23 protein-coding genes are annotated in these 25,416 nt (G+C 70.5%); 8 read left to right on the top strand and 15 right to left on the bottom strand.

Annotated elements, in window-relative coordinates:
- Positions 1-38: 38 nt before the first annotated feature.
- Positions 39-812: an alanyl-tRNA editing protein gene (locus EJP67_RS10290; protein WP_126021719.1), complete on the bottom strand. Its 774-nt coding sequence runs from the start codon at positions 810-812 to the stop codon at positions 39-41.
- 130 nt (positions 813-942) lie between these two features.
- Between EJP67_RS10290 and EJP67_RS10285 the strand changes: the two genes are divergently transcribed.
- Complete coding sequence (locus tag EJP67_RS10285; protein ID WP_420824262.1) at positions 943-2,316, top strand: PQQ-dependent sugar dehydrogenase; 1,374 nt, start codon at positions 943-945, stop codon at positions 2,314-2,316.
- A gap of 9 nt (positions 2,317-2,325) precedes the next feature.
- Here EJP67_RS10285 and EJP67_RS10280 read toward each other — a convergent pair whose 3' ends face one another.
- Positions 2,326-3,375: a LacI family DNA-binding transcriptional regulator gene (locus EJP67_RS10280; protein WP_126021602.1), complete on the bottom strand. Its 1,050-nt coding sequence runs from the start codon at positions 3,373-3,375 to the stop codon at positions 2,326-2,328.
- Positions 3,376-3,521: 146 nt separating this feature from the next.
- Between EJP67_RS10280 and EJP67_RS10275 the strand changes: the two genes are divergently transcribed.
- Genes EJP67_RS10275 through EJP67_RS10265 form a run of 3 tightly spaced genes read left to right on the top strand, consistent with a single transcriptional unit; the run spans position 3,522 to position 7,041 of the window.
- A complete protein-coding gene (locus EJP67_RS10275; protein ID WP_126021601.1) occupies positions 3,522-4,856 on the top strand; it encodes a uracil-xanthine permease family protein in 1,335 nt (444 codons plus the stop codon).
- A 41-nt stretch (positions 4,857-4,897) separates the two neighbouring features.
- Entirely contained in the window at positions 4,898-6,331 is a 1,434-nt protein-coding gene (locus EJP67_RS10270) for an amidohydrolase family protein (protein ID WP_126021600.1), read from the top strand.
- Positions 6,328-7,041 carry a sulfite exporter TauE/SafE family protein gene (locus tag EJP67_RS10265; RefSeq protein WP_126021599.1) on the top strand — a complete coding sequence of 238 codons (714 nt, stop codon included), beginning with the start codon at positions 6,328-6,330 and terminating at the stop codon, positions 7,039-7,041. Before EJP67_RS10270 ends, EJP67_RS10265 begins: the two co-directional genes overlap by 4 nt.
- Here the strand turns inward: EJP67_RS10265 and EJP67_RS10260 are convergent.
- Complete coding sequence (locus EJP67_RS10260) at positions 7,033-7,611, bottom strand: GNAT family N-acetyltransferase (protein ID WP_126021598.1); 579 nt, start codon at positions 7,609-7,611, stop codon at positions 7,033-7,035. The two genes, EJP67_RS10265 and EJP67_RS10260, sit on opposite strands and share 9 nt — an antisense overlap.
- A gap of 73 nt (positions 7,612-7,684) precedes the next feature.
- On the opposite strand from EJP67_RS10260, the gene EJP67_RS10255 reads away from it, so the two are divergent.
- Together EJP67_RS10255 and EJP67_RS10250 are read left to right on the top strand one after the other, a co-directional pair.
- Positions 7,685-8,110 (top strand): MarR family winged helix-turn-helix transcriptional regulator, encoded by a 426-nt coding sequence (locus EJP67_RS10255; RefSeq protein ID WP_126021597.1) that lies wholly within the window; start codon positions 7,685-7,687, stop codon positions 8,108-8,110.
- Positions 8,107-9,870, top strand: a complete 1,764-nt coding sequence (locus EJP67_RS10250; RefSeq protein WP_126021596.1) for a chloride channel protein — start codon at positions 8,107-8,109, stop codon at positions 9,868-9,870. Before EJP67_RS10255 ends, EJP67_RS10250 begins: the two co-directional genes overlap by 4 nt.
- A gap of 4 nt (positions 9,871-9,874) precedes the next feature.
- Here the strand turns inward: EJP67_RS10250 and EJP67_RS10245 are convergent, their stop codons facing one another.
- A complete protein-coding gene (locus EJP67_RS10245) occupies positions 9,875-10,885 on the bottom strand; it encodes a zinc-binding alcohol dehydrogenase family protein (protein ID WP_126021595.1) in 1,011 nt (336 codons plus the stop codon).
- A gap of 85 nt (positions 10,886-10,970) precedes the next feature.
- Here EJP67_RS10245 and EJP67_RS10240 point away from each other — a divergent pair, with 85 nt between their 5' ends.
- The gene (locus EJP67_RS10240; protein WP_126021594.1) at positions 10,971-11,879 is read left to right on the top strand and encodes a LysR family transcriptional regulator; all 909 of its coding nucleotides are present in this window, start codon (positions 10,971-10,973) and stop codon (positions 11,877-11,879) included.
- A gap of 341 nt (positions 11,880-12,220) precedes the next feature.
- On the opposite strand, the gene EJP67_RS10230 is transcribed toward EJP67_RS10240, so the two are convergent.
- From EJP67_RS10230 to pgaA, 5 genes are all read right to left on the bottom strand, one after another.
- Positions 12,221-13,018: an SDR family oxidoreductase gene (locus EJP67_RS10230; protein WP_126021593.1), complete on the bottom strand. Its 798-nt coding sequence runs from the start codon at positions 13,016-13,018 to the stop codon at positions 12,221-12,223.
- 74 nt (positions 13,019-13,092) lie between these two features.
- The gene (gene pgaD / locus EJP67_RS10225; protein ID WP_240650581.1) at positions 13,093-13,674 is read right to left on the bottom strand and encodes a poly-beta-1,6-N-acetyl-D-glucosamine biosynthesis protein PgaD; all 582 of its coding nucleotides are present in this window, start codon (positions 13,672-13,674) and stop codon (positions 13,093-13,095) included.
- Positions 13,664-14,944, bottom strand: a complete 1,281-nt coding sequence (gene pgaC, locus EJP67_RS10220; protein ID WP_126021592.1) for a poly-beta-1,6-N-acetyl-D-glucosamine synthase — start codon at positions 14,942-14,944, stop codon at positions 13,664-13,666. The genes pgaD and pgaC overlap by 11 nt, the downstream gene beginning before the upstream one ends.
- The gene (gene pgaB / locus EJP67_RS10215; RefSeq protein ID WP_126021591.1) at positions 14,941-17,031 is read right to left on the bottom strand and encodes a poly-beta-1,6-N-acetyl-D-glucosamine N-deacetylase PgaB; all 2,091 of its coding nucleotides are present in this window, start codon (positions 17,029-17,031) and stop codon (positions 14,941-14,943) included. Before pgaB ends, pgaC begins: the two co-directional genes overlap by 4 nt.
- Entirely contained in the window at positions 17,031-19,565 is a 2,535-nt protein-coding gene (gene pgaA, locus EJP67_RS10210; protein ID WP_206169479.1) for a poly-beta-1,6 N-acetyl-D-glucosamine export porin PgaA, read from the bottom strand. The genes pgaB and pgaA overlap by 1 nt, the downstream gene beginning before the upstream one ends.
- A 383-nt stretch (positions 19,566-19,948) precedes the next feature.
- Here pgaA and EJP67_RS10205 point away from each other — a divergent pair, with 383 nt between their 5' ends.
- On the top strand, positions 19,949-20,797 hold the full coding sequence (locus EJP67_RS10205) for a creatininase family protein (RefSeq protein WP_126021589.1): 849 nt from the start codon (positions 19,949-19,951) through the stop codon (positions 20,795-20,797).
- A 7-nt stretch (positions 20,798-20,804) separates the two neighbouring features.
- Here the strand turns inward: EJP67_RS10205 and EJP67_RS10200 are convergent, their stop codons facing one another.
- From EJP67_RS10200 to EJP67_RS10175, 6 genes are read right to left on the bottom strand one after another with little or no spacing between them, the layout of a single operon-like run.
- Positions 20,805-21,767, bottom strand: coding sequence for a threonine dehydratase (locus tag EJP67_RS10200; RefSeq protein WP_126021588.1), 963 nt, complete (start codon positions 21,765-21,767; stop codon positions 20,805-20,807).
- Positions 21,768-21,794: 27 nt separating this feature from the next.
- Entirely contained in the window at positions 21,795-22,427 is a 633-nt protein-coding gene (locus EJP67_RS10195) for a LysE family translocator (RefSeq protein WP_126021587.1), read from the bottom strand.
- Between the two features lies 1 nt (position 22,428).
- A complete protein-coding gene (locus EJP67_RS10190; RefSeq protein ID WP_126021586.1) occupies positions 22,429-23,121 on the bottom strand; it encodes a VOC family protein in 693 nt (230 codons plus the stop codon).
- A gap of 14 nt (positions 23,122-23,135) precedes the next feature.
- Positions 23,136-24,059, bottom strand: a complete 924-nt coding sequence (locus tag EJP67_RS10185) for a PhzF family phenazine biosynthesis protein (RefSeq protein WP_206169478.1) — start codon at positions 24,057-24,059, stop codon at positions 23,136-23,138.
- A 5-nt stretch (positions 24,060-24,064) separates the two neighbouring features.
- Positions 24,065-24,706, bottom strand: a complete 642-nt coding sequence (locus tag EJP67_RS10180) for a glutathione S-transferase family protein (RefSeq protein WP_126021584.1) — start codon at positions 24,704-24,706, stop codon at positions 24,065-24,067.
- Positions 24,707-24,744: 38 nt separating this feature from the next.
- On the bottom strand, positions 24,745-25,386 hold the full coding sequence (locus tag EJP67_RS10175; protein WP_126021583.1) for a LysE family translocator: 642 nt from the start codon (positions 25,384-25,386) through the stop codon (positions 24,745-24,747).
- Positions 25,387-25,416: the final 30 nt, after the last annotated feature.

Genomic DNA, 25,416 nt, shown 5'->3' with positions numbered 1-25,416 from the left:
TCGGAGCAATCGGTGGGGGCGAAGTTCCGGGGCTTGGTTCAGGCCGCCGTGGCGGCTTGCGAGCCCCAGCCCAGCACCACGCGTCGGCTGTTGGCGCTCTTCTTCTCTATCTTGGTGACCACCACCGCCCCGATCTCGGCGGTGTTTGCAACATGCGTGCCGCCGCAGGGCTGGAAGTCGATAGCCGTCTCGCCGTCGCCGGTTCCGCCGATGCGGATGGTGCGCACCGTGCCCGTGCCGCGCGGCGGCTGCACGCTCATGCTCTTGACCAGCGCCGGGTTGGCGTCGAGCTCCTCGTCGGTGATGGCGCCGACCGTCAGCGGATGGGCCGCCTCGACCAGCCGGGCCAGGCCGGCCGTCAGCGAGTCCTTGTCGAGCGGATCGGTCATGTGGAAGTCGAGCCGCGCGTACTCGGGCGTGATGGAGCAACCGTTCACCGGCTGCGGCACCAGGTGGCACAGCAGGTGGGTGGCGGTGTGGAAGCGCATCAGGCGGTGGCGGCGCTCCCAGTCGATGCGGGCGGTGAGCGCGTCGCCGGGCTTCAGCGCGGCCAGCAGTTCGTCCTGCCCCGGGGCCGGCACGTGGATGAACTCGTCGGTGGGCTGGCCTTCCGCGTCCTTGGCCTTGCGGGTGTCGGCGACGACGACTTCGCGCCCGTCGGCCAGGGCCAGCACGCCGCTGTCTCCGGCCTGTCCGCCGCCCAGCGGGTAGAACACGGTGCGGTCCAGCACGATGCCGGTGTCGTCGATTCGCACGATGCGGGCGTCGCAGCTGCGCAGGTAGGCGTCGGCGCGGAACAGGTCGTCGGTCATCCGGCGATGGTAGCGGCGATGCGCGAATGAGGTGCGCCCACGCCAGAAAGCGCCCACGGCCGACACTCCCGCGCCCGCCGGGCTGGAGAAGATGGCGATGTGCGGCATGCCGTCGCGCGAAGGATCACGCATGGAAAAACAGCAGCAAGCACCCACCCGCATGCCGTCTTCATGGCCGCAGGCGGGCGCCCTGGCCCTGGCGGCCGCGTTGCTCGTGGCCGGCTGCGGCGAGGCCGCCAAGCTCTCGCCCGAGCTGACGACCGGCCCCCGCCCGCAACTGGCCGAGCCGAACAAGACCCTGATTCCCACCGTCAACGTCGCCCCCGCAGTCGGCTGGACCGACACCGCGACGCCCGTTCCCGCCGAAGGCCTGAAGGTGACGGCGCTGGCGCGCGGCCTCGACCACCCGCGCTGGGTCTACACGCTGCCCAACGGCGACATCCTCGTGGCCGAGAGCAACAAGCCGCCCAAGCCCGCCGACAGCAACGACGGCGGCAGCGGCCCCATCGCCAAGATCCGCAACTGGGTCATGGGCAAGGTCATGGGCCGCGCCGGCGCGGGCGTGCCCAGCGCCAACCGCATCACCCTGCTGCGCGACGCCGATGGTGACGGCGTCGCCGAGGTGAAGCAGGTGTTCATGGCCAACCTCCGCTCCCCCTACGGCATGGTGCTGGTGGGCAACGAACTCTTCGTCGCCAACGCCGATTCGCTGGTGAAGGTGCCCTACACCGAGGGCCAGACCTCCATCACCGCCAGCCCGACATTGGTGACGCAGCTGCCCGCCGGCATCAACCACCACTGGACCAAGAACGTCATCGCCAATGCCGACGGCAGCAAGCTCTACGTGACGGTCGGCTCCAACAGCAACATCGGCGAGAACGGCCTGCCGGCCGAGGAGGGCCGCGCCGCCATCTGGGAGGTTGACACGAAGAGCGGCGAGAAACGCCTCTTCGCCAGCGGCCTGCGCAACCCCAACGGCATGGGCTGGGAGCCCGACACCCAGGTACTGTGGACCGTGGTGAACGAGCGCGACGAGATCGGCAGCGACCTCGTGCCCGACTACCTCACCTCGGTGAAGGACGGCGCTTTCTATGGCTGGCCCTGGAGCTACTACGGCGGCGTGGTCGACGCGCGCGTGCAGCCGCAGAACCCGCAGATGGTCGCCAAGGCCATCGCACCCGACTACGCGCTGGGCTCGCACGTCGCACCGCTGGGCATGGCCTTCTCGCGTCCGGGCGGCATGCCCGAGCAGTTCGCCAGCGGCGCCTTCATCGGCGAGCACGGCTCGTGGAACCGCAAGCCCAAGTCGGGCTACAAGGTGGTGTTCGTGCCCTTCATCGGCGGCAAGCCCAGCGGGCCGCCGATCGATGTGCTGACCGGTTTCCTGAGCGCCGACGAGAAGGCGCACGGCCGGCCGGTGGGGGTGGCGCTCGACAAGGCCGGCGCGCTGATCGTGGCGGACGACGTGGGCAACACCGTGTGGCGGGTGTCGAAGGCCAAGTAGCCTTCAAGTTCACCCCCGGCGGGCCGACGACAGCCGCGGCACGATCTGCGCCGCCGGCCCGTCGACCTTGCGCGTCGCCGTGTCGCCGCGCAGGTGGTCGAAGAGCAGCGCGATGGCCTGCTGCGCCACCTCGTCCAGGTGCAGGTCCACGGCAGTGAGCGGCGGCACGCTGGTGCGGGCGCGCAGGCCGTCGTAGCGGGTGGCGACCATCACGTCCTCGGGAATGCGCCGGCCGGTCTCCAGAACCGCCGCGACCGCGCCCGTGGCGAATGCATCCACCGGCACGCAGAAGGCGTCGATGTCGGGGTGGGCCGCCAGCAGCGCCAGCGCGGCGTCGCGGCCGCCGCTTTCGCCCTTCGCCTCGTCGACCAGCGACAGCAGCGGCGCCTGCCGGTGCGCGGCGGCGAACGCGAGGTAGGCGGCCTGGCCTTCCACGTAGGAGTTGCGCTGCGCCGAGCCCAGGATCATCGCGATCCTGCGCGCGCCCTGCGTGTGCAGATGCTCCAGCAGCAGCCGGGTGGTGTCGCCCGAATGGATGTCGACGTAGGGCGGCAGGGCCGTCCCGCTTTCGGCGCCTCCGGCCGCCTCGGCGGGCTTGCCGATCGCGACCACCGGCAGGCCGCGCCGCAGCAGGTAGTCCATGTTCGGGTCTCCGGCGGAGGGCTCGATGACCAGCGCTCCGTCCACGTCGAGCAGTTCCATCGGCACGCGCCCCGTTTCCATGGGTGGCGCCAGCACCAGCGCCAGGTTCCGGTCGAGCGCGGCCGAGGCGGCCACGGCCGCCACTTCCATGAGGAAGCCGAGCCTCGAAGGGCCGCCCGCCACGGCAAACGGCATCGACGACAACAGCACGATCATGTGCGCCTCGCCCGTGCGCAGCCGCTGCGCGTTGCGGTTGGGCCGGTAGCCGAGCTTCAGGGCGGCCTTCTCGACGCGCGCGCGGGTTTCGGCGTCCACCTGGCCGCGGGCGTTGAGCGCATGCGAGACGGTGGTGGGCGATACGCCCGCTTCACGCGCCACGTCCTTGATGTTCGCTCGCGGCGATGGCTCGGTACTCATCCCGTTGACCTTTTCAAAAACCGGTGCTTCAATTCCCAAATCGTTTTGGGCGCGTTGTCCCGGAATGTACTTCACCCGCCTCGGCGGATTTTTTTGCGAGCACGCCCAAATCGATTTGGGCGCCAATCCGGTCAAAGGATTCGATCATGTCCCGTGTATCCGACGCCCCTGCCGTCGACGCCGTGCTGCCCGTTTCGCAACTGCTCCTGTTCGGCCTGCAGCATGTGCTGGTGATGGCTGCCGTGCCCATCACCTCCGTTTTCCTGGTGGCCAAGGCGTTGGGCCTGCCCGCCGCCCTTACGGTCAACCTGATCAGCGCCACCTTTCTGCTGTGCGGCGTGGGCACGCTGCTGCAATCCTTCGGGCCGTGGAAGTTCGGGGCGCGGCTGCCCTTCGTCATGGTGCCGGGCGGGGCGCCCATCGTGATGTTCGTGACCATCGCGCAGCAGCGCGACCTGCAGACCGCCTCCGGCGCGGTGATCCTCACCGCCCTGTTCTATTTCCTGGTGCTGCCGGTGTTCGCGCGCTGCCTGCGCTACTTTCCGAAGATCGTCATCGGCACCTTGCTGCTGCTGGTGTCCATCAACCTGGTGAAGGTGTACGGCGGCATCATCGCGGGCAAGGCCGGCTCGCCCACTTTCGCCGATCCCGCGAACATCGGGCTGGCCTTGGCGACCATCGGCTTCACGGTGCTGTTCGCGCGGCTTTTCAAGGGCATGCTCGGCCAACTGGCGGTGCTGCTGGGGCTGCTGGCGGGCACCTTGCTGGCGGCGGCCTGCGGGCTGATGGATTTCGGCTCCGTCGCGGCCGGCCCGCTCTGGAGCGCGCCGACGCTGCTGCCCTTCGGCATGCCGCATTTCGACGTGGTGGCGGCCGTGCCGCTGCTGATCTTCAGCGTGATCTCGATGGTCGAGGCCACGGGCCAGACGGTGGCGGTGGCCGAGGTGGTCGGCCGCAGGATCGATCCGCGCGAAGCCGTGCCGCGCACCATCCGCGGCGATGCGCTGGTGTCGCTGGCGGGCGGACTGTTCGGCACGTCGATGATCATCACCAGCGGCGAGAACATCGGCATCGTGCGCGCCACCAATGTGCGCTCGCGCTACGTCACTGCCACGGCGGGTGCGATCCTGATCCTCATCGCGCTGTCGGCGCCGCTGGGCCGGCTGGCCAGCGCCATTCCCTCGGCCGTGGTGGGCGGCACCGCGATGGTGGTGTTCGCGATCATCGGCACGATGGGCATCGACATGCTGCGCAAGGTCGACCTGCACGAGCGCGGCAATATGTTCGTGCTGGCCGGCGCGTTGACCATGGGCCTGCTGCCCATCGTCGTGCCGGGGCTCTACAGCCGCTTTCCCGACACGCTGCAGCTGGTGCTGGGCAACGGCCTGGCGATGGGCTCGCTCACGGCGGTGGTGCTCAACATGGTCTTCAACCGCGTCCACGCGGAGCGCGCCGAGATGGCGCCTGCTTCGCAGGCATGAGCCGGGCCACGTTTCCTCTTTCTCTTTCTCCTCTCTTCACCATGTCTCCTGAACTCGATGCCGCGATGCTCGCGGCCGACGAGCTGCTGCTCGTTCCCGACCACCTGATGCTGCGCGACGGCCCGGCCACCGGCCATGCCGTGCTGGTGGCCGGCGGACTGTTCCGCGATGTCGGCCCCGCCGGCGTCCTTGCCGCGCGCCACCCTCATCTCACGCCGCTGGCCCTTCCCGGCAAGCTGCTCATGCCCGGCATGATCGACGCGCACCATCACCTGACGCAGTCCTTCGGCAAGTCGCTGGCCTATGGCGAGCCGTCCGAGATCTTCCGCCGCGTGTGGGTGCCGCTCGAATCCAGCCTGGACGACGAGTTCGTCTACCTGGCCTCCAAGCTCGCGGCGCTCGAATCGCTGCGCGGCGGCTTCACCACCGTCTGCGACGCGGGCACGCGTGCGCCGGGCGACATCGGCGCGATCGCGGCCGCCGTGCAGGAAGCGGGGCTGCGCTGCGTGCTCGGCCTGATCTGCAACGACGGCGGCAACGACAGCAGCGCCGGCGAGCGCCGGGAGATCCTGGCCCAGGCCGGACACTTCCTGGGCCGCTGGCCGCGCGAGGGACTGGTCCATCCGTCGCTCGCCATCTCGGTGCCCGAGGCCGCCTCCGACGAGATGCTCGCCGGCGTCTCGTCCCTGTGCGCCGAAGCGCGCGCCATCTTCCAGACGCACGTCAACGAGCACCTCGCGTCGGTCGAGCGCTCGGTGGTCCAGCGCGGCTGCCGGCCGCTCGAGTTGCTGGCCCGGCTGGGCGCGCTGGGCCCGCAGGTGCTCATCGCACACGGCACGCTCGTCACGCCGTCCGAACTCGTGCTGCTGCGCGACACCGACACCGCCGTGAGCTACAACCCCGTCGCCAGCCAGTGGAAGGGCAACGCCGTGGCGCCCGCGAACCTGATGGCGGCCATGGGCATCCGCTTCGGCCTGGGCACCGACGCCACGCGCAGCGACGCCTTCCGCCTGATGGACGCTGCCGAGGCCGCGCAGAAGCTGGCCTTCGGCCTGGCCATCGGCGATGCGTCGAGCGGGGGCGGCTGGACCTGGTTCGACCACGCCACGCACGAAGGCGCGCGCGCCGTGGGCCTGGACCACCTGACCGGCGAGATCGCCGCGGGCAAGCACGCCGACTTCCTGATCGTCGACGTCGACACGCCCGAAATGTGCACTTCCGTCGATCTCACCTGGGACCTGGTGCGCCTGGGCAACCGCGACCAGATCAGCGCCGTATTCGTGGCCGGCCGCCTGCGCCTGTGGGAGGGATGGCCGCCCGACTGGGACGCCCGGGCGCTGCAGCGCCGGCTCGCGGAGATCGCGCATGCGGCGATGGACCGCGCGCCCATCCTGCGCCTGCATCCGACGGCGGCCGAGCATCGGCGCCTTTGCCGCGCGCGCGCCGAAGGCGGGCTGGGGCTGGGTCCGCAGTGAGCGCGCAGCACCTTCTTCTCGTCTCCGCAGCCGTGCTGTTCGCCGCCTTCGTGCAGGGCGCGACCGGTGTCGGCTTCGCGCTGATCGCCGCGCCGGTGATCGGCATCGTGCGCCCCGACCTGCTGCCGGTGTGCGTGCTGGTGCTGATGCTTCCGCTGAATTTCTACGTGATGTGGCGCGAACGCGGCGCGATCGACCGTGTCGGCGCCGGCTGGATCAGCGGGGGGCGCCTGCTTGGCACCGCCGGCGGGCTCTGGGTGCTGGCGGCGTTGAGCGCGAGCCATCTGTCGCTGTTCGTCGGCGCATCGACCATCGCGGCGGCGCTGGTGACGCTGCTGATGCCGGCCTTCTCGCCGGGGCGCGGCGCCTTCGTGGCGGCCGGCCTCGTCACCGGCGTCACCGAAACCGCGACCGGCATCGGCGGTCCGCCGCTAGCGCTGGTCTACCAGCACCAGCCGGCGCCCTCCATGCGCTCGACCATCGCGCTGTGCTTTCTCGTCGGCGAGCTGGTGTCGCTGGTCACACTGATGGCAGCGGGACGCATCGACGGCTCCCAACTGCAGGCTGCCGCGCAACTGCTGCCCGCACTGGTGGTGGGCGCCGTGCTCAGCCGTGTGGTGCACCGGCACATCAACGGGCGGGTGCTGCGCGTCTTCGTGCAGGTGTTCGCGATCGTGTCGGGCGCGGCCCTGCTGCTGCATTCATTCTGAATCGCCGTGCGCGGCCCGCCAGGCTGCGCGGCCCAGCCTGTAGAGCCTGTGCCGCCGCAGCGCGTGCCCCTCGGGCACCAGCGGATGGTCGAAGGCGCCGTCCGCGTCCTCCGTCATGCCGACGCGCTGCATCAACGCCGCCGAGCGGGTGTTGTTCCAGGCGGTGAAGGCGACGATCTCGTCCAGCCCGAGCCGCTCGAAGCCCACCTGCAGCGCGGCGCGCGCCGCCTCGCTCGCGTAGCCGTGGCCCCACCACCTGCGCGCGAAGCGCCAGCCGATTTCCACGCAGGGCGAGAAGGGCAGCTCGGCCGACGGCGAGTTGAGCCCGGTGAAGCCCATGAACTCGCCCGATTCCCTGTGCTCCACCGCCCAGAAGCCCCAGCCGTTCTCGTCGATGCGCGAGCGCGTGCGCGCGACCGCCGCGTCGCTGTCGGCGCGCGTGGGCAGCGGCAGAAGGAACTCCATCACCAGCGGGTCGCCCGCGAGTTCGAAGAAGGGGGACAGGTCGCTGTCGCGCCATTGGCGCAGACGCAGGCGGGGCGTGTCGGTTTCGATGATGCGGGTGGTCATGCGGCCGATTGTGTCGCACGGCATTTATGTCATGACGTGATATATTAGCGGCCGTTCCGCCAACCGCACCGCCATGGCTCCCACACCCCGCAAGCTCGCCAAGAAGGACTTCGAGGCGCTTTCCCAGTTCCGCTACCAGATGCGCCGTTTCGAGCGCTTCTCCGAACGGGCCGCGCAGGCCGAGGGCCTCACGCCGCAGCAGTACCTGGTGCTGCTGCACATCAAGGGCGTGCCGGGGCGCGACTGGGCCTCGGTGGGCGAAATCGCCGAGCGCCTGCAACTGCAGCCGCACGGCGCGGTCGCGCTGGTCACGCGCTGCGAGGCGCTCGAACTGGTGCAGCGCAGGCCCAGCGAAACCGATCGCCGGCAGGTGGAAGTGCATCTCCTCGCCAAGGGCGAGAAGCTGCTGTCGAGGCTGGCCGAACTCCACCGCGCGGAGTTGCGCTCGCTGAAAGGCGTGTTCGACGTGCCGCAGATCGATCTTCCGGAAAATCCATGAGCTCCAAGGCCACCTCCCATCCGCCGCGCGGCGACTTCGCGCTCAACACGCGCCTGATGCGCATCACCGTCATGGCCGCCGTCATCGGTGCCGTGAGCACGGTGGCCGCGCGCGTGCTGCTCGACCTGATCCGCTTCTTCACCAACCTGTTCTTCTTCCAGACCTTCTCGCTGGCCGAGCGCTCGCCGGCCACGCACACGCTGGGCGCCTGGGTCATCGTGGTGCCGGTGATCGGCGGGCTCATCGTCGGGCTGGTGGCGCGCTACGGCTCCGACAAGATCCGCGGCCATGGCATTCCCGAGGCCATCGAGGCGATCCTGTTCGGCAAGAGCCGCATGTCGCCGAAGGTGGCGCTGCTCAAGCCGCTTTCTTCGGGCATCGTCATCGGCAGCGGCGGGCCCTTCGGCGCGGAGGGGCCGATCATCATGACCGGCGGCGCCATCGGCTCGCTGATCGCGCAGCACTTCCACCTCACCGCGGCCGAGCGCAAGGCGCTGCTGGTGGCGGGCGCCACCGCGGGCATGACGGCGGTGTTCGGCACGCCGGTGGCGGCCGTGCTGCTGGCCGTGGAACTGCTGCTCTTCGAACTGCGCCCGCGCAGCCTGCTGCCGGTGGCCGTGGCCTGCGCGGTGGCGGGCTTCGCGCGGCCGCTGCTGATGGACCCGGGCCCGCTCTTTCCGCTGCAGACGGCCGCGCCCGGCCCGCTCGCCATGCTGTCGTGCGTGATCGCGGGCGTGCTGTGCGGCGCGCTCGCGGCGTCGCTCTCGATCTCGCTCTACAAGGTGGAAGACTGGTTCGGCAAGCTGCCGGTGCACTGGATGTGGTGGCCCGCCATCGGCGGCCTCGCGGTGGGCATCGGCGGCTACTTGCAGCCGCGCGCGCTGGGCGTGGGCTACGACGTGATCGGCGACCTGCTGCACAACCACCTCGCGCTCGGCGTGGTGGTCGCGCTGCTGGCGGTGAAGGCCGTGATCTGGGTCATCTCGCTGGGCTCGGGCACCTCGGGCGGCGTGCTCGCGCCGCTGCTGATGATGGGCGCGGGCCTCGGCGTGGTGCTGTCGCACGTGCTGCCCGGCAACGACCCGATGCTGTGGCCGCTGGTCTGCATGGCGGCCACGCTGGGTGGCGTGATGCGCGCGCCGCTCACCGCCACCATCTTCACCTTCGGGCTCACGCACGACAGCAACGCGCTGCTGCCGCTGCTGGCCACTTCGGCCGTGGCCTACGGCTTCACCGTGCTGACGATGCGCCGCTCGATCCTCACCGAGAAGATCGCGCGCCGCGGCTATCACATCTACCGCGAGTACGGCATCGATCCGCTGGAGCGGCATTCGGTGGAAGAGGTGATGACGCGCGAGGTGCGCAGCATCGACGCCGCCATGCCGGTGGCGCAGGCGATGTTCGAATACTTCGGCGAGGGGCAGGCGCACCGCGCCTTCCCGGTGCTGCGCAATGGCGCGGTGATCGGCGTGGCCGATCGCGCCATGCTCGCCGCGCGCGGCACGCGCGACCCCATCGCCACGGTGGGCGACGCCTGCGCCGACGTGCCGCTTTATTTCGCGCTGCCCGGCGAGAACTGTCGGGCCGTCGCCACGCGGCTCGCGCGCCACAGGCTGGAGCGCCTGCCGGTGGTGAAGGACGCGCAGTCGTTCGCGCTGGTGGGCATCGTGGCGCGCAGCGACCTCATCAAGCCGTCGCTCGCGCACTTCGACGAAGAGGAAAAGCGCGAGCGCATGCGCGGGCTGCCCTGGCAGTCCTAGTTCATCAGAACCCCGCCAGCACCACCTTGCCCTGCGCCTTGCCGCTCTCGATGAGCGCGTGGGCGCGGCGCAGGTTGGCTGCGTTGATGGTGCCGAAGCTCGCGTTGGCCGTGGTGCGGATGCGGCCGGCGTCCACCAGCGCGGCCACCTCGGCCAGCAGCGCGCCCTGCTCGGCGATGTCGGGCGTCTCGAAGCGCGAGCGCGCGAACATCATCTCCCAGTGCAGCGAGATGCACTTGGTCTTCAGCGGCATCGCGTCGAGCACCTTCATGTCGTCGATCACCGCGAGCTGGCCCTGGGGCTTGAGGCTTTCGATGATCTGCGCGTAGTGCTGGTCGGTCTGCGTAAGGCTGGCGACCATGTCGACCTCGCCGATGCCGGCGGCCTTCAGCTCGGCGGCCAGCGGCTTCGAGTGGTCGATGACCGCGTGCGCGCCCAGCTCCAGGCACCAGGCCCGCGTCTCGGCGCGCGAGGCGGTGGCGACGACGCGCAGCTTCGTCAGCTGGCGCGCGAGCTGGATGAGGATGGAGCCCACGCCGCCCGCACCGCCGGTGACCAGCAGCGTCTGGCCTTCGCCGCCGCCCTTGGGTACGCGCAGGCGGTCGAACAGCAGTTCGTACGCGGTGATGGTGGTCAGCGGCAGCGCGGCGGCTTGCGCGTCGTCGAGGCTCTTTGGGGCGAGGGCGGCGATGCGCTCGTCCACCGCGTGCAGTTCGGCATTGGTGCCGGGGCGGATGATCGAGCCCGAGTAGTACACGCGGTCGCCGGGCTTGAAGTTCTTCACGCCGGCACCGACGGCCTCGACCGTGCCGACCGCATCCCAGCCCAGCACCTTGGCCTGGCCGGCCTCGGGCGCGGCGTTCTTGCGGACCTTGGTGTCCACGGGGTTGACCGACACCGCCTTCACGCGCACCAGCAGGTCGCGCGCGCCGGGCACGGGTGCGGGCAGTTCGATGTCCTGCAGCGATTCGGGGTTCTCGATGGGGAGGGACTGGTAGTAGCCGATGGCTTTCATGGGAGGGGCCTTTCTGTGACGATGATCGAACTGTAGGATCGCAAGGCTGGTTTGATAAGTAGGCTGAAATCAGCAACAGTTTCAAATGAAGATTGAAAATATCTCCGATCTGCAGGTGCTGGTGCATACGGCGCGGGCGGGCACGCTCACGGCTGCCGCGCATGCGCTGGGGATCACGCCGGCAGCGGCCAGCGCGACGCTCAAGCGGCTGGAGGCGCAGCTCGGGGCGCGGCTGTTCGAGCGGTCGACGCGGGCGATGCGGCTCACGCCTCAAGGGCAGACGCTGCTCGACTACGCGGTTCGGGCCTTCGAGCTGCTCGACGAGGGGGAATCGCTGGTCACGGCCGATCGCGGGGAGCTGGTCGGCACCCTGCGCGTGGCTTCGCCTTCGGACCTGACGCGCAGCACGCTGCTGCCTTGGTTCGACGAATTCCTGGCGCTGCATCCGGGCGTGCAGCTGTCGCTGTCGGTGGGCGATCGGCCGCTGGATGTGATGCGCGACGAGGTCGACGTGGCGCTGCGGTACGGGGCGCTGGCGGATTCGCGGCTGGTGGCGCGGCCGTTCGCGCTCACCAATCCGCTGCTCACGGCTTCACCCGACTACCTGCGCAGGCATCCGGCGCCTCGGGTGCCGCAGGATCTGGTGCATCACAACTGCCTGATCTTCAATCGCTCCGGACGTCGGCACAGGGTCTGGCGGTTTGCGCAGAACGGGCAGTGGACGGAGGTGCGGGTGAATGGGAACCGCAGCGTGGACGATGCTTCGCTGGCGCGGGAGTGGACTGTGGCGGGGTATGGGATTTCTCTGAAGTCTGCGCTGGATGTGCGCGATGACATTCGCGAGGGGCGGCTCGTTCGGTTGCTGGCGGATTGGGAGACTGAGCCTTATCCGTTGCATGCGTTGTTGCCTAGTGGGAGGTTTGTGCCGGCTCGGGTTCGGGCTTTTGTCGAATTTCTTGCTGGGAAGTTCGAGGCTTTGTTGGCTTTGTCTTGAGGTTGTTTCCCGGGGCCGGGACTCGCCCCGGCGGGCGACCTACTTTTCTTTGCTTCGCCAAAGAAACGTAGGCAAAAGAAAGGCGACCCCACTGTCTGCGACCCTCCGCTTCGCTGCGGGCAACCTGCGGTGCTCGCGTTTCGCGGGGTCTCGCCCAAACTCGCTTCGCTCAGACAAGGGCGAGCCCTGATCCGCGAAACGCTGCGCTCCTCGGCGCAGCCAGAGGGGAGCGACCCGAGCCATTGCTTCGCTCGGCCTTCGGATTGGCTCCCTCTCCCGCTTGCGGGAGAGGGCCGGGGTGAGGGCAGCGGCGCTTATGTTGCCGTGCTTTCTCGTTCCCCTCAGATCATCGGCGTCACCGCACCATCCATCGCCACGATCGCGCCCGTCACATAACTCGCCTTCGGCGACGCCAGGAACAGCACCGTGTTCGCCACTTCCTCCGGCGTCGCGATGCGGCCCAGCGGCAGCCTTGCCTTGGCTCGCTCCAGGGCCTCGTCGGTGCCGATGCCCTGCAGCCTGGCGTCGGCCTTCATGCCTTCCTGCAGGCGTTCGGTGAGGGTGAGGCCGGGGTTCACGGCGTTCACGCGCACGCCCTTGGCGGCGTAGGCGGCGGCCATGCCGGCGCTCACGAGCATGAGGGCGGCGTTGGCGGCGCCGCCTGCCATGTGCACGGGGCTGGCGACCTTGCCGCCCTGGCCGATGACGTTGACGATGGCGCCGCGGCCGCGCTGGCCCATGCGCTTCACGACGGGGTCGATCATGTGGATGTAGGTGAAGTACTTGGCGTCCATCGCGTCGTGCCATGACGCGGGCGTGAGATCGTCGGGCGGGGTGCGGCGCGCGGCGCCGGCGGAGTTGACGAGCACGTCGACGGGGCCGAAGACCTGTTCGGCGGCATCGAGCGCGGCGAGCGCGCCGGCCGGGTCCTTGAGGTCGGCTGCGTGGACGGACACGCGGCCTTCGGCCTGCGGGAACGACTCGGCCAGCGTCCTGCGGCCCTGTTCGAGGTTGGCGAGGTCGCGCGAGACGAGGCTCACGCGCGCGCCTTCGCGCAGGAAGCCGAGCGCGCAGGCCAGGCCGATGCCCTTGCTGCCGCCGGTGACGAGTACGTGCTGGTCCTGGAGCTGGAGGTCCATGAAACGGGTCCTTGGTGGGAGATTGCAGGATGGGTGCGGCGATTCAATCACCACCGCGAAACCCCTGCACGCGCTCAGCGCTTCTTCCTTGCTGGACGTGGCTCGGGTTCTAGGGCGGCCGGCGTGGTATCGATGGCTTCGCGCAGGTGGCCGTTGTTGTCGTGGTGCACCAGCAGCTGGCGCGTGCGCTGCCAGGTCGACAGGCGCGCGGGGGGCACCTCGATGTAGGTGGCCAGGGCGGAGAGGGAGGACTTCTCCTTCACCGGAGCCGGTTCGCGGCGATGCTGCCGGCGGCGCCACGGCGCGATCACCAGCATCGACAGCAGGATGCCGCAGATCACCAGGCCGTACAGGCTCAGCAGGTGCATCACCTCGGGCTGCGAGCGCGCGCCCAGCACGTAGGGCCATGCGTACCAGAGCGCGCAGAACCAGATCGCGATGGTGACGGCGGGGCGCAGCAGGCGCAGCCACAGGTACATGGCCAGCGCGCGCTGCGGGGAGCGGCCGCTGCCGAAGGCGCGCAGCGGGATGCGCGCGGCGTCGATGATGGGCTCCTCCACCGCGGGCTGCCCCCAGGAGCGGCGGCGGCTGGGCGGCGCCGCGTCGGTGTGCATGTCTGGCGGATAGCTGGAGGGGAACACGGACTCATGGGACATCGGAAACTCCTCGGTCGGGGCTTGTCCACACCGCGCGTTTGCCCCGGCGGCGTATCAGGGCTTTGGGAAAGGCGATCACGGTGGTGGCCATCGTGATGGTCCAGAAGGCGATCGGGTACCAGATCGTTCCGGCGAAGTAGCGCATCAGGTCGCGGTCGTAACGGCGGTCGATCCACAGGCTCAGCAGCATCTGCAGGATGCAGGTCATCGCCAGCAGCGTGCCCTGCCAGTGCGGCAGCAGCGCCGAGTGCCAGGAGGAGTCGGACGGCAGGAAGGGCCGCACCAGGCTGACGACGAGCACCAGGGCCATGGCGTAGGCCCAGAAGATGCTCGTCATGTACTCGATGTAGACGGGCCACATGCGCCAGTGGCGCGGCCGCAGGATGTGCGAGCTGCAGCGCAGCATGGTCTGGATGCCGCCCATGGCCCAGCGCAGGCGCTGCTTCCAGAGACCGCGCAAGGTCTCGGGCATCAGGATCCAGCACAGCGCGCGCGGCTCGAAGCGCAGCTGCCAGCCGGCGATCTGCAGCTTCCAGCTCATGTCGATGTCCTCGGTGAGCACGTCGGGGCTCCAGAAGCCCACGTCGATCACCGCGCGGCGCCGGAACATGGCGATCACGCCCGACACCGTGAAGAGCGTTCCCACCAGCTGCTGCGAGCGCTTGATGAGGCCGATGATCGAGGAGAACTCGCCCACCTGCATGCGCCCCAGCAGCGTGGTGCGGGTGCGGATGCGCGGGTTGCCGGTGACGGCACCGATGCGCTCGGAGGCCAGCATCGGCAGCAGCATCCACGCAATGGCGTCCTCGTCGATCAGCGCGTCGCCGTCGATGCCCAGGATGTACTCTCCGCGCGCGAGCTGGCAGGCGGTGTTCAGGCCCACGGCCTTGCCCTGGTTGCTGGCGTTGTGGATCACGCGCAGGCGGCCGTATTCCTTGGTCATCTCGTCGAGCAGCTCGCCGGTGCTGTCGGTGCTGCCGTCGTTCACCGCGATGACTTCGCAGTACGGGTAGCGCGTGCGCATCAGCTGCTCGATCACCTCGCGCAGGTGCGGTGCCTCGTTGAAGCAGGGCACCACCACCGTGACCAGCGGGCGCGAGGGCAGCAGGTCGAGCGGGTTGACGTCCACGTCCTGCCTGCGCTCGAACACCCACGCATGCGAGAGGCCGCCGGCCATCCAGACATAGGCCATGAAGAACGGGTAGTAGAAGACGAAGCCGAACAGCAGCGAGGGCAGCGTCTGCGCGAGGAACTGCATGGCGGGGCTCATGGCGAACGCTCTCTTTGCGCCGGACGCGGCGGGGTTTCGGTCTCGGCCGGCGTGCGCAGCGCGCGCGGCAGCAGGGTGCGCACCGAGATCGCGCGGCGCACGGTGTCCAGCCCCGGCTGGTCGTTGAGGAAGTCGTCGGGGTAGTAGCCCAGGTGGCGCACGCCGGCGCGCTGCAGCAGCGTCCACTGGCGCGCGAGTTCGGCATCGGGCACGGGCTTGCCGGTGCGCCAGTCGCGCGCCTGCAGTTCGAAGACCGTGCCGTCGAGGCCGCGAGGCGTGTCGGCGGCGCGTTTGGCCAGGCGCGCGAGCCAACCCTGCGCATCGGCCTCTCGCTCCATGCGCGGCATGGCCATGAGCGCGACGTAGTCGTAGGCGGCGAGCGAGGCCTCGTAGTTCTGCGCGAACCACTGCTCGGCCTGGGGCTCGAGCACCGGCCGGGCGTAGAGGTTGCGCGCGGTCTCCAGCATGGGCCGCCAGGCGCCGGTGCGCGCGGCGAGCTCCTGCGTGAAATCGATCAGGTAGCGCGTCCTGGCCGCGGTCCAGCGCGCCATCAGCTCCGGGCTCGCGCGGATCGCGGCCACGTCGGCAGGCAGGCCCCAACCGGCATACGCGGCCAGCGCGGCGGGGCTCGCGTCCTCGTCGTCGGAGAGCATCGCGTCGTCGTGGAACAGCAGCCCCTCGAAGAAGGCGTGGCGGCCCAGGTCCTCGTAGATGTCGCCGACCAGCGCGCGCACCGCGGGGTCGAAGGGCGTGAGGCGGTGGTAGCGGTCGACGTGCGTCGCGCCGTCCTGCGCCGTCACCGTGTGCGTGGCGAGCGGGTTCGACGCAGGCAGCCTGAAGGCCATGACCGGCATCCAGGCGTAGACCTTCACGCCGGCGCGGCTGCGCAGCTGCCAGGCCGCGCGCCCGAACAGGTCGGCGCGCACCGGCAGGTGGCGGTTGGGAAAGTACAGCGCGTCGGCCACGCCGTCGCCGTCGGGGTCGGCGTACGCCTGCAGGAACACCGCGCGCGGACGCACGGCGGCCACGCGGTCGATCAGCATCGAGAGGTTGCGCTCCTGCTGGGCGGGATCGGGGTCGTACACGTAGTCGAGGTCCACGTGCATCACGCGATTGACCGGCCGCACCTCGCCGCCCACGGGGCTGCGCAGCATGCGGTCGAAAGCCGGTGCCTCGTTGTCGTAGGCGGCCAGTGCGCGGCGGATGCGCGCCAGCGGCACGGCGGGCGCGTTGGGGCCGTCGTCGAGCGTGAAGGTGAAGGGCATGCCCGCGCGCTTCGATGCCTCGATGGCCGCGCTGTTGTAGGCGCCGTAGGGCCACACCATCGATCGCACCTTCGCGCCGGTGCGCTGCTCGATGATCTCGCGGCTGCGGCGCAGGTCGGCCTCGACGCGCTGCACGTAGGCATCGTCGTCCTCGTAGCGGCCGGTCTTCGGGTCGTAGCGGTGCGTGGCCGCGGCCGGCAGCAGGTTGCCCTGCGGGTTGGCGAGGATACCGGTGTGCATCGCGTCGCTGTGGCTCGCGAATTCGACCAGGCCCGAGCGCGCCATCTCGGCGGCTTCGCTCCACAGCAAGAAGTTCTCGCGCGGCGCGGGCCTGTCGCCCCAGTGCACCTGCTGTCCTTCGGGCACTTCGAGCCAGCTCGTGACCAGCGCCATCACCGCCGGATAGTTGTAGCGCCTGAGCAGCGGGAAGACCTTGGTGTAGGCGCTGCGATAGCCGTCGTCGAAGGTCAGCAGCACCGGCTTGGGCGGCAGCGGCTTGCCACCCGCGCGCGCGTCGACGATCTGCTGCAGGCTCACCGGGTGGTAGCCGCTGTACTGCAGCCAGGCGAGGGTGCCGGCGAAGGTGCGCTCGTCCACCGCGGTCTCGTCGGGCGATGCCTCGAAGCTCTCGCGCACGTTGGCGCGCACGTCGTGGAAGGAGATCACCCGGAAGCTCAGGCCGTCGTCGGGATCGGCGGGCGGCAGCGGCTGCGCGACGGCCGGCAGCGAGCAGGTCGCCAGCAGCGCCAGCAGCGCCAGCAGCCAGGGCAGCGCCGCGCGCAGGAAGGCGAGGGGAGGAGGCTTCGTCGTCGTTCTTCTCATCACGGCAGGGGAGTCGAGAGGTTCAGGAAGACGCCGCGATGTCGCTCGCGCACGCCGTCGTAGGGATGGCCGCCGACCAGCAGCCCGTAGCGCAGCGTGAGCTTCGGCCCGAGGTTCCAGCGGTGCTCGTAGCGCAGGCTCCAGGTCGGGCCGCTGCCGAAGCCGGCCTGCCGGTAGCTGCCTCCGCCGAGCTCGACGACCTGGAAGAACTGCCGGTCGTCGCGCTTCCAGTTGAGCCACTGCGCGCGCACGCTGAACTGCACGCTGGAGTCGCTCGACGGGTTGAAGTAGGGCGCGTCGATGGCACGGCCGCGGCTCGCGTCGGCGCCGAGCCGGGTCTCGAGCTGGAAGGCCGGCGTGCTGATCCAGCGCTCGCGCCAGCCGATGTCGACCCCGTCGCGCCGGTTGCCGTCGCTGAAGTCCAGCCGCTGCCACTTCAGGTCGAAGCGGCGCGATTCGTCGACCACGTAGCCCGCGCTCGCGCCGAACTCGTGCGCGCCGATACCGGCCGCGCGTGCCTTCCACGGCAGCTCCCGGCTGTCGCCGTCGTAGGTGGCCGACAGCCGCCACGCATCGCCCGCTCGGTAGTCGAGCCGGCCGGCCACGCTGTTGCGGTAGGGGCCGGTGTTCGCGTGCTGCACGATGCCCTCGGCCAGCCAGCGGCCCTGCTCCCAGCCGATGCCGATGCCGCCGCGCGCCCAGTTCGCGTTGCCGATGTCGGTGCTGCCGCGTCCCAGCGTCTGCTCGTAGAACACGCGCCAGCGATCGTCGATGAGGCCCGAGCTGAGGCGGCTGTCGATGCGCCATTCGTGGTTGGCGATGGCCGCGCCGCCGGAGGAGGCTTCGGCGTCCACGTCGAGCCTGGGGTCGACCAGGGCGCGCCGCTTGCGTTCCATCTCGCGTACCGGCACCGAGTCGGGCATGTCGGCGTAAAGCGATTCGGCGCGCCGGCGGGCCTGCGCGAACTCGGACGCATCGAGCAGCGCCTCGACGTGGCCGATGCGCGCGCCGCTGTCGTAGGGCGAATCGGCGGCCAGCGCCTCGTAACGCGCCAGCGAAGCCTCGGGGTGCTCGCGCAGCCGCTCGGTGAGGGCCGCGCCGTGCACATAGCCGGCGTTGAGCGGCGCTTCCCGCGTCAGCACCGAGAAGCTCTGCTGCGCGAGCGCCGGGCGGTCGGAGTAAAGCTGCACCAGGCCGCGCAACCCGCTGACATCGCTGTACTCGCCGTTCGGGCGGCCGGCCTCGGGCGCGAGCCGCAGATGCGCGGGGGTGGCGGCCTCGATGCGCTGCAGCAGCGCATCGGCGTCCGCGAAGCGACCCACGTCCAGGTAGGCGTAGACCAGCCCGAGCCAGGTCTCGTCGGGCATCGGCATGTCGGCGCCGCGCCAGGCGAGGGCCGCTTCGTAGACCGGCACGGCCTCGATGGAGCGGCGCTCCTGCGCGAGCGCGCGGCCCACGGCTGCCAGCCCATAGGCGGGGATGTTCGTGTCGGTGGCGCGCAGCGTGTCGTAGAGCGCGATGGCCTCGGCCGGGCGGCCGCGTTCGACCAGCGCCAGCAGGCGGTCGGACTGCAGCCTCGCCCGCACGGTGCGCCATGCGTCGGCGTCCACGGGCTCGGCCTGCGGGGCGGCGGCGTCGACGCGGGCGAGCGCGGCTTCCTGGTCGGCCAGCACGCGGTCGAGCGCGGCGACGCGCTCCATGCCAAGGCGCTGGTCGCGTGCGCGTATCGCCCAGCGCAGCCGCTGCGCCAGCGCCTCCTGCTGCAGGGTGGAGAGCGCCAGCGGCGAGAAGCTGCCGGGATCGGCGCGCTGCGCGGCCTCCGCGCTCTCGAGGGCGCTCGACGCGGCGCCGCTGGCCGCGAGCAGGAAGTCGGCCTCGCGGCGCAGGTCCACGCGCCCGGGCCGCAGCGCGCCGGCCTCGGTGTAGGCGCCGAGCGCCTGCAGCGTGTCTTTACGGGCGCGCGCGAGGGCGCCGCGCAGTTCGAGCAGCGCGACGCGGTCCTCGATCCGCGTCGGGGCCGGCTGCGACAGTTCGCCGTACAGCGCCTGTGCGGCGGCAAGGTCGCCGCCTTCGAGGCGCCACCAGGCTTCGTGGACGCGCGGTTCGCGCGCAGCGGGCTGCCGCGCGCGCCAGACGCCGATGACTTCGCCCCGCAGGTCGGAGTCATGGGCGCGCCTCGCGGCCACCGCGAGCGGGCCCAGGGCATAGGTGCCCAGCGTCGAGGGCGCGAACTGTCGGCCCAGCGCCACGGCCTCGGCGTACTGGCCATCGGCGGATGCGATCGCGATGGCGTCGGAGGCCACGCGCCGGCGGGCCTCGCCGTCGTCGATCGGCGAGGCGAGCCATGCCTTCAGCCGGCGCAGCGCCTCGGCGCCGGTGACGCGGCCTTCGCGGCGCGCGACGATCAGCGCGTCGTGCTGGCGCGCGTCGTAGGGCGACGCGCTCTGGCCGGCTGCGACCGGCAAGGCAGGTGCCGGATGCGGCTGTGCAAGCGCCACCGGTGCAGCGAAGGCCAGCGTGCACGCCAGAGGCAAAGGGGGAAATCTCTGCGCGGTCTGCGCGAATCGACGAAGCAACGAACAGGTCGGCGCGGGGCTGCGCGTGACCATGGCCGTGCCTCCAGTTTTTTTCTGGATGAACACCTTGCTCCCTTGGAAATCCGGAAAAGAAACCCCGGCACCCATGACGGCGCCGCAAGGACCGGGGTTGCCGATGTGACAGGCCGGCAGCCCCGATCAGGAATTCAGATCTGGAATCACTTTAGACATCATTGTTAACAGGCGCAAACAAAAGACCGAGGAATTGGTTATATGTGTGAACAGATTCGCGTTTTGGGCGTTCGCGGCTATCGCTTTTGTCGGACGGACTCCCAAGCGACCGACGGGCGCCAGGCTCCGCCCCGGCCTAAGATCGCGTGATGAACGCACCTCAGGCCTCCCCGGCGACTCCGCTGCCGCCGCTCCCTCGCTTCTGGTCGCAGCTCACCACGCGCGACTTCGCCGCGCTCGGCGCGGCGGCCACCGTCGCGGTGCTGCCGCTGGGCGCGACCGAGCAGCACGGACCGCACCTGCCGCTGGGCGTGGACACCGTGCTTGCCGACGGCATCGTCGCCGCCTCGCTGCCGCTGCTGCCGGCCGCGCTGCCGGTGCTCTTCCTGCCGACCCAGCAGATCGGCCTGAGCCCGGAGCACGCGCGCTTCGCGGGCACGCTCACGCTGTCGGCCGAAACGCTGATCCGCATGTGGAAGGAAATCGGCGCGGGCGTGGCGCGTGCCGGGGTGAAGAAGCTGGTGCTCTTCAACGCGCACGGCGGCCACGTGGGCGCGATGGACATCGTGGCGCGCGAGTTGCGCGCCGAGCACGGCCTCATCGTCTACAGCGTGAGCTGGTTCAACCTGCCGCTGGGCGACGCGGGCGCGCAGTTCAGCGCGCAGGAGCACCGCTTCGGCGTGCACGCGGGCGAGATCGAGACTTCGATGATGCTGGCGCTCTCACCGCAGCTGGTGCGCATGGGCGAGGCGCGGGATTTCGATTCCACCTCGCGCCAGCGCGCCGCCGACTACGCGATCCTTGGCAACGGCAGGAGCGCCAAGCTCGGCTGGGCCATCGAGGACTACAACCCTCACGGCGCCGCCGGCAACGCGGCAGCCGCCACGGCAGCGCACGGGCAGGCGGTGGTCGACGAGGCAGCTCGTCAGCTCGCGCTGCTGCTGGAAGAGGTGTCGCGGCTGCCGCTGGACACGGCCAACACGGGGCCTCTTCCCTGATTGACGATCAGGCGGCCAGTACCCCGGCGAACATGCCGGAGTCGACATTGCCGCCGCTCACGCACACGCCCACCGTCTTGCCGCGCCAGCGTTCCTGCTGCTGGAGCGCCGCGGCCAGCGCGGCCGCGCCGGCACCCTCGGCCACGTTGTGCGTGTCGCTGAAGAGGATGCGCATGGACTGCGCGATCTCGTCGTCGGTGACCGTCACCACGTCGTCGGCCTCGCGCAATATCACTTCCACCGATTCGGGCACCGGCGTGCGGCAGGCCATGCCGTCGGCCAGCCGCGTGGTCACGGGCGACTCGATCGGCTTGCCGGCCCGGAAGGAGTCGCGGTACGCCGTGGCATGCGCCGACACCACGCCGATGAGCTTCGTCGACACGCCGCAATGCGCGCGTGCCGCCGCAGCGGCCGCGAAGCCCGAGCCCAGGCCGATGGGCACGAACAGCACGTCGGGCGGCTCGGCTGAGAGCGCCTCGAAGAATTCGACATACGCCGTCGAGACGCCGCGCACCAGCTCGCGATGGAACGAGGGCACGCGGTGCAGGCCGTCGCGCTCGGCCAGCGCGGCCGCATGCTCGGAGGCTGCCTGGAAGTCGTCGCCGTGCTCCACCAGCGTGACGCCCAGCGCGCGCATCGCGGCGTTCTTCTCGGTCGAGTTGCCGTGCGGCACCACGATGGTCGCGCCCAGCCCGTGGCGCCGCGCCGCGAAGCCGACCGACTGGCCGTGGTTGCCGCGCGTGGCGCTGATGGCGTGGCGCACCGCCGGCTGCTCGCGCGCCAGGGTCTCGAAGTAGGTCAGGCCGCCGCGGATCTTGAAGGCGCCGGCCGGCGTGTGGTTCTCGTGCTTGGCCCACACGGTGGCGCCCAGGCGCTGCGACAGCAGCGGCCAGGCGTACTGCGGCGTGGGCGGCATGGCCGCGCGCACGGTGCGCCGCGCGGCTTCGATCTCTTCTCGGGTGAATCTCATCGGGTCTCCTGGCTCTTTCCTTGTTTCTTATTTGCGTTCGGTCAGCGCCACGCGCACGGCCAGCGCGGCGAGCACGCTGCCCATGATGTAGCGCTGCGCGCGCAGCCAGCCGGCGCTCTGCGACAGCACGGCGGTGATGCCGGCGGCGCCGACGATCATCACGGTGTTGACCAGCGCGCTGGCCGTCATCTGCGCGATGCCCAGCTGCATGCTCTGCAGCAGCACCGAGCCGCGCTCGGGGTGGATGAACTGCGGGAAGAACGAGAGATAGAACATCGCCACCTTCGGGTTCAGCAGGTTCGTGAGAAAGCCCATGCGAAACAGCTTGCCCGGCGGATCGGCCGGCAGCGCGCGTGCCTCGAAGGGCGCGCTGCCGCCCGGCTTCACCGCTTGCCATGCGAGCCACAGCAGGTAGGCCGCGCCCGCGATGCGGATCGCATCGAACGCGAGCGGCACTGCCAGCAGCAGCGCGGTGAGCCCGAGCGCCGCCGCGAACAGGTGCACCAGGAAGGCCAGCAGCACGCCGCCCAGCGAGATGAGCCCCGCGCGCCGGCCCTGCACCAGCGTGCGCGAGACGCAATAGATCATGTTCGGCCCCGGCGTGAGCGCCAGCAGCAGCGAGGCGAAGGCGAAGAGGGCGATCTCGGCGAGGCTCAGCATGTCAGAGTCCTTGTGATTCGAGGGTGACGCTGCCGCGCGGCGTGTCGAGCACGGCAACCAGGTTGGGCGCGCCGGCATCGATGTCGATGCCCGTCATGCCGATGGCTGCGAGCGCCGCGGCCAGCGCGGGGGCGCGCGGATGCGTGGCGCGCAGCGAGCGCAGCACGAGGCCCGACGCCGGCATGGCGTCGGTGGGATGCACGGCGCCCCACTGGATCAGCGTGGGCAGCGCGCCGTAGAACAGCCGCTGGCCGTCGTCGCGCACGGTGATCTGCCATTCGAGCCGGCCGGCGGGCGTATCGCGCGAGGCTTCGAGAAGCTGGCCGCGGTCGATGTGCGCGTGCTCCTCGCGCGCCAGCGCGCGTGTCGCCGCATGCGCGTCGGGTACGCGCGCGGCGAAGTGGATCAGCCTCGGGCCATGGCGCGCGAGACCGGCCTGCAGTGCCGCGTCGTCGAGGTCGAACCAGCGGCGCGTCCTGGGCCGCGAGGGATGCTTGCCGGGCTCGATCGCGATGATCTCCGCATACGCCGCCGGAAAGGCATCGCCCGAGACGTTCAGCAGCCGGTTGTGCGTGCCCATCAGCGGATGCGAGCCGCCGGGCGCCGGCGTGACGCCGAGCGTGGCCTCGCACCACGCCACGCCCTCGGCGAGCGAGGCTGCGGCGATCACCAGGTGGTCGAGTTGCGCGTGCATGGCGGGCGGCCCGTTCAGAGCGAGACGCTGCCGTCCACGCAGGTCACGGCGTCGCCGCCGACCCAGATCCGGCCTTCGGCGTCGCGCTCGATGTGGACGCGGCCCGCGCGGCCCAGACACTGGCCTTGGGCGGCAAGGTAGCGCTCGGGCATGTGGCCGTCGGCGATCAGCCATTCGGCCAGGCTCGCGTTGAGGCTGCCGGTGACCGGGTCTTCCTGCACGCCGATGGGCTCGGCGAAGGCGCGCACCTCGAGGTCGATCTTCGCGCCGTCCGCGTTGGGAACCGCGGGCCGGTTGCCGAAGGCACGCGCCTCGCGGTTGGAGCGGCCGATGAGCAGCGAGGTGTCGTGCGCCGCGGGCACGCCCGCCACGCCGGCCTTCACGCCCAGCTCCTTCAGCGCGCGGTGGTCGGGCTGCAGCGCCAGCACCGCGTCGGCGTCGTTGACCAGCAGGCCGAACCAGACGGGGCCGTTGTCCAGCACCTGCGCCGCCACCACCTGCTGCGCCTTCAGGCCCAGCGCGCCCGCCACCTTGGCCAGCAGCGCGGGGCTGGGCGCGCTGCGCCTGAGCGGCGGGGCGGCGAAGGCCAGGCGGCTGCCGTCGCGGCGCAGCGGCACCAAGCCGGCGCCGCACTGCTGCACCACCATGCCCGCCGCCTTGGGCTTGCCGCCGGCCTCCAGCCACGCATGGCAGCTGCCGATGGTCGGGTGGCCGGCGAAGGGCAGCTCGCCGCCGGGGGTGAAGATGCGCACGCGGTAATCGGCCGCCGGGTCGGTGGGCGGCAGCAGGAAGGTGGTTTCGGACAAGTTCGTCCACTGCGCGAAGCGCTGCATGGCGGTGTCGTCGAGGTCCTGGCCGTCGATCACCACCGCGAGCGGGTTGCCGTAGTAGGCGGTGGCGGTGAAGACGTCGACTTGCTTGAAGGGGCGGGATTTCATCGGGTTCATTCGAGGGATAAATCGAGCACGCCGCGCGTGCCCGGGCGGGAAAGCAGTTCGGAGTACCAGCGCTCCACGTTCGGCCAGCTCGGCCGGCGGTATTCGGCGGCGGGCAGGCCGAACCAGCGGTGCGCCTCGCAGCCCACCGGGATGTCGGCCATGGTGAAGCGCTGGCCGGCCATGTAGGGCTGGCGCGCGAGGTGCGCGTCGAGCATCGCGAAGAGCGCTTCGCTCGCGCGCACCGAGGCCTCGATGAGCGCCGGCTGGCGCTCCGAGGGCGGCGTGCGCACCCACTGGACGAAGGCGTCGCGGCTCGCGCGGTTGAGCGTGGTCTGCTGCCAGTCCATCCAGCGCTCGGCGTCGAAGCGCGCGGGCAGCTCGGCCGGATAGAGGTTGCCGTGCGAGTGCTTCGCGCAGAGGTAGCGCACGATCACGTTCGATTCCCACAGCGTCACGCGCTCGGCGCCCTCGCCGTCGTCGATGGTGGGCACCATCGCGTTCGGATTGAGCGCGAGGTACTCGGGCGTCTGCACCACGCCGAACCTGCCGCCGGCCTCTGTGCGCTGGAAGTCGAGCCCGAGCTCCTGCGCGCACCACACCACCTTGCGGACATTGATCGAGCTGATGCGGCCCCAGATGTTGAGCATGTCTTTTCTTTCCTGGTTGTCGTTTTTTTGCCCGCCATTCAGCGCGGCGAAGGACGATCGAGAAAAAGCAGCCGCACCGCCAGCCCCAGCATCACGGCCGCCAGCAGGCTGTTCTGGATGCGCGCCGCGCCGGGGCGCTTTTGCAGCCAGCGTCCGATCTGGCCGCTGCAAGCGCCCAGCAGCGTGTTGAAGGCCAGCGCGGCCGCCGACAGCAGCACGCCGAGCTGCAGCAGCTGCAGCGTCACGCTGCCGCGTGCCGGGTCGACGAACTGCGGCAGGAACACCATGAAGAACAGCAGCGCCTTCGGATTGACGAGGTTGTTCAGCAGCGCCATGCGCACGATGCGGCCGAAGCCGGCGGGCCTGGCCCGGGCACCCATGCGAAGCCCGATGCCGCCGTTGCGCAGCGCCTGCACCGCGAGCCACACCAGGTAGAGCGCGCCCGCGTAGCGCAGCAGGTCGAACGAAGGCGGCCATGCCGCCACCAGCGCGGTGACGCCGGTGGCCGCCGAGAGCGTGTGCACCAGGTCGGCCGCCGAGATGCCCAGCGCCGCGGCGAAGCCGCCGCGGGGGCCGTGGGCCACGCCGTGCGAAAGCACGAAGGCCATGTTCGGGCCCGGCGACAGGAACAGCGCCAGCACCGCGAGCATGAAGAGCGAAAGTGTCGCGAGGCCGATCAACGCGGGCTCCTTCGGGCTCGGGTGCTGGCG

The organism is Variovorax guangxiensis (genome assembly GCF_003952165.1).
In the GTDB taxonomy this organism is placed as follows: domain Bacteria; phylum Pseudomonadota; class Gammaproteobacteria; order Burkholderiales; family Burkholderiaceae_C; genus Variovorax; species Variovorax guangxiensis.
This window is presented reverse-complemented; position numbering and strand designations above follow the sequence as displayed.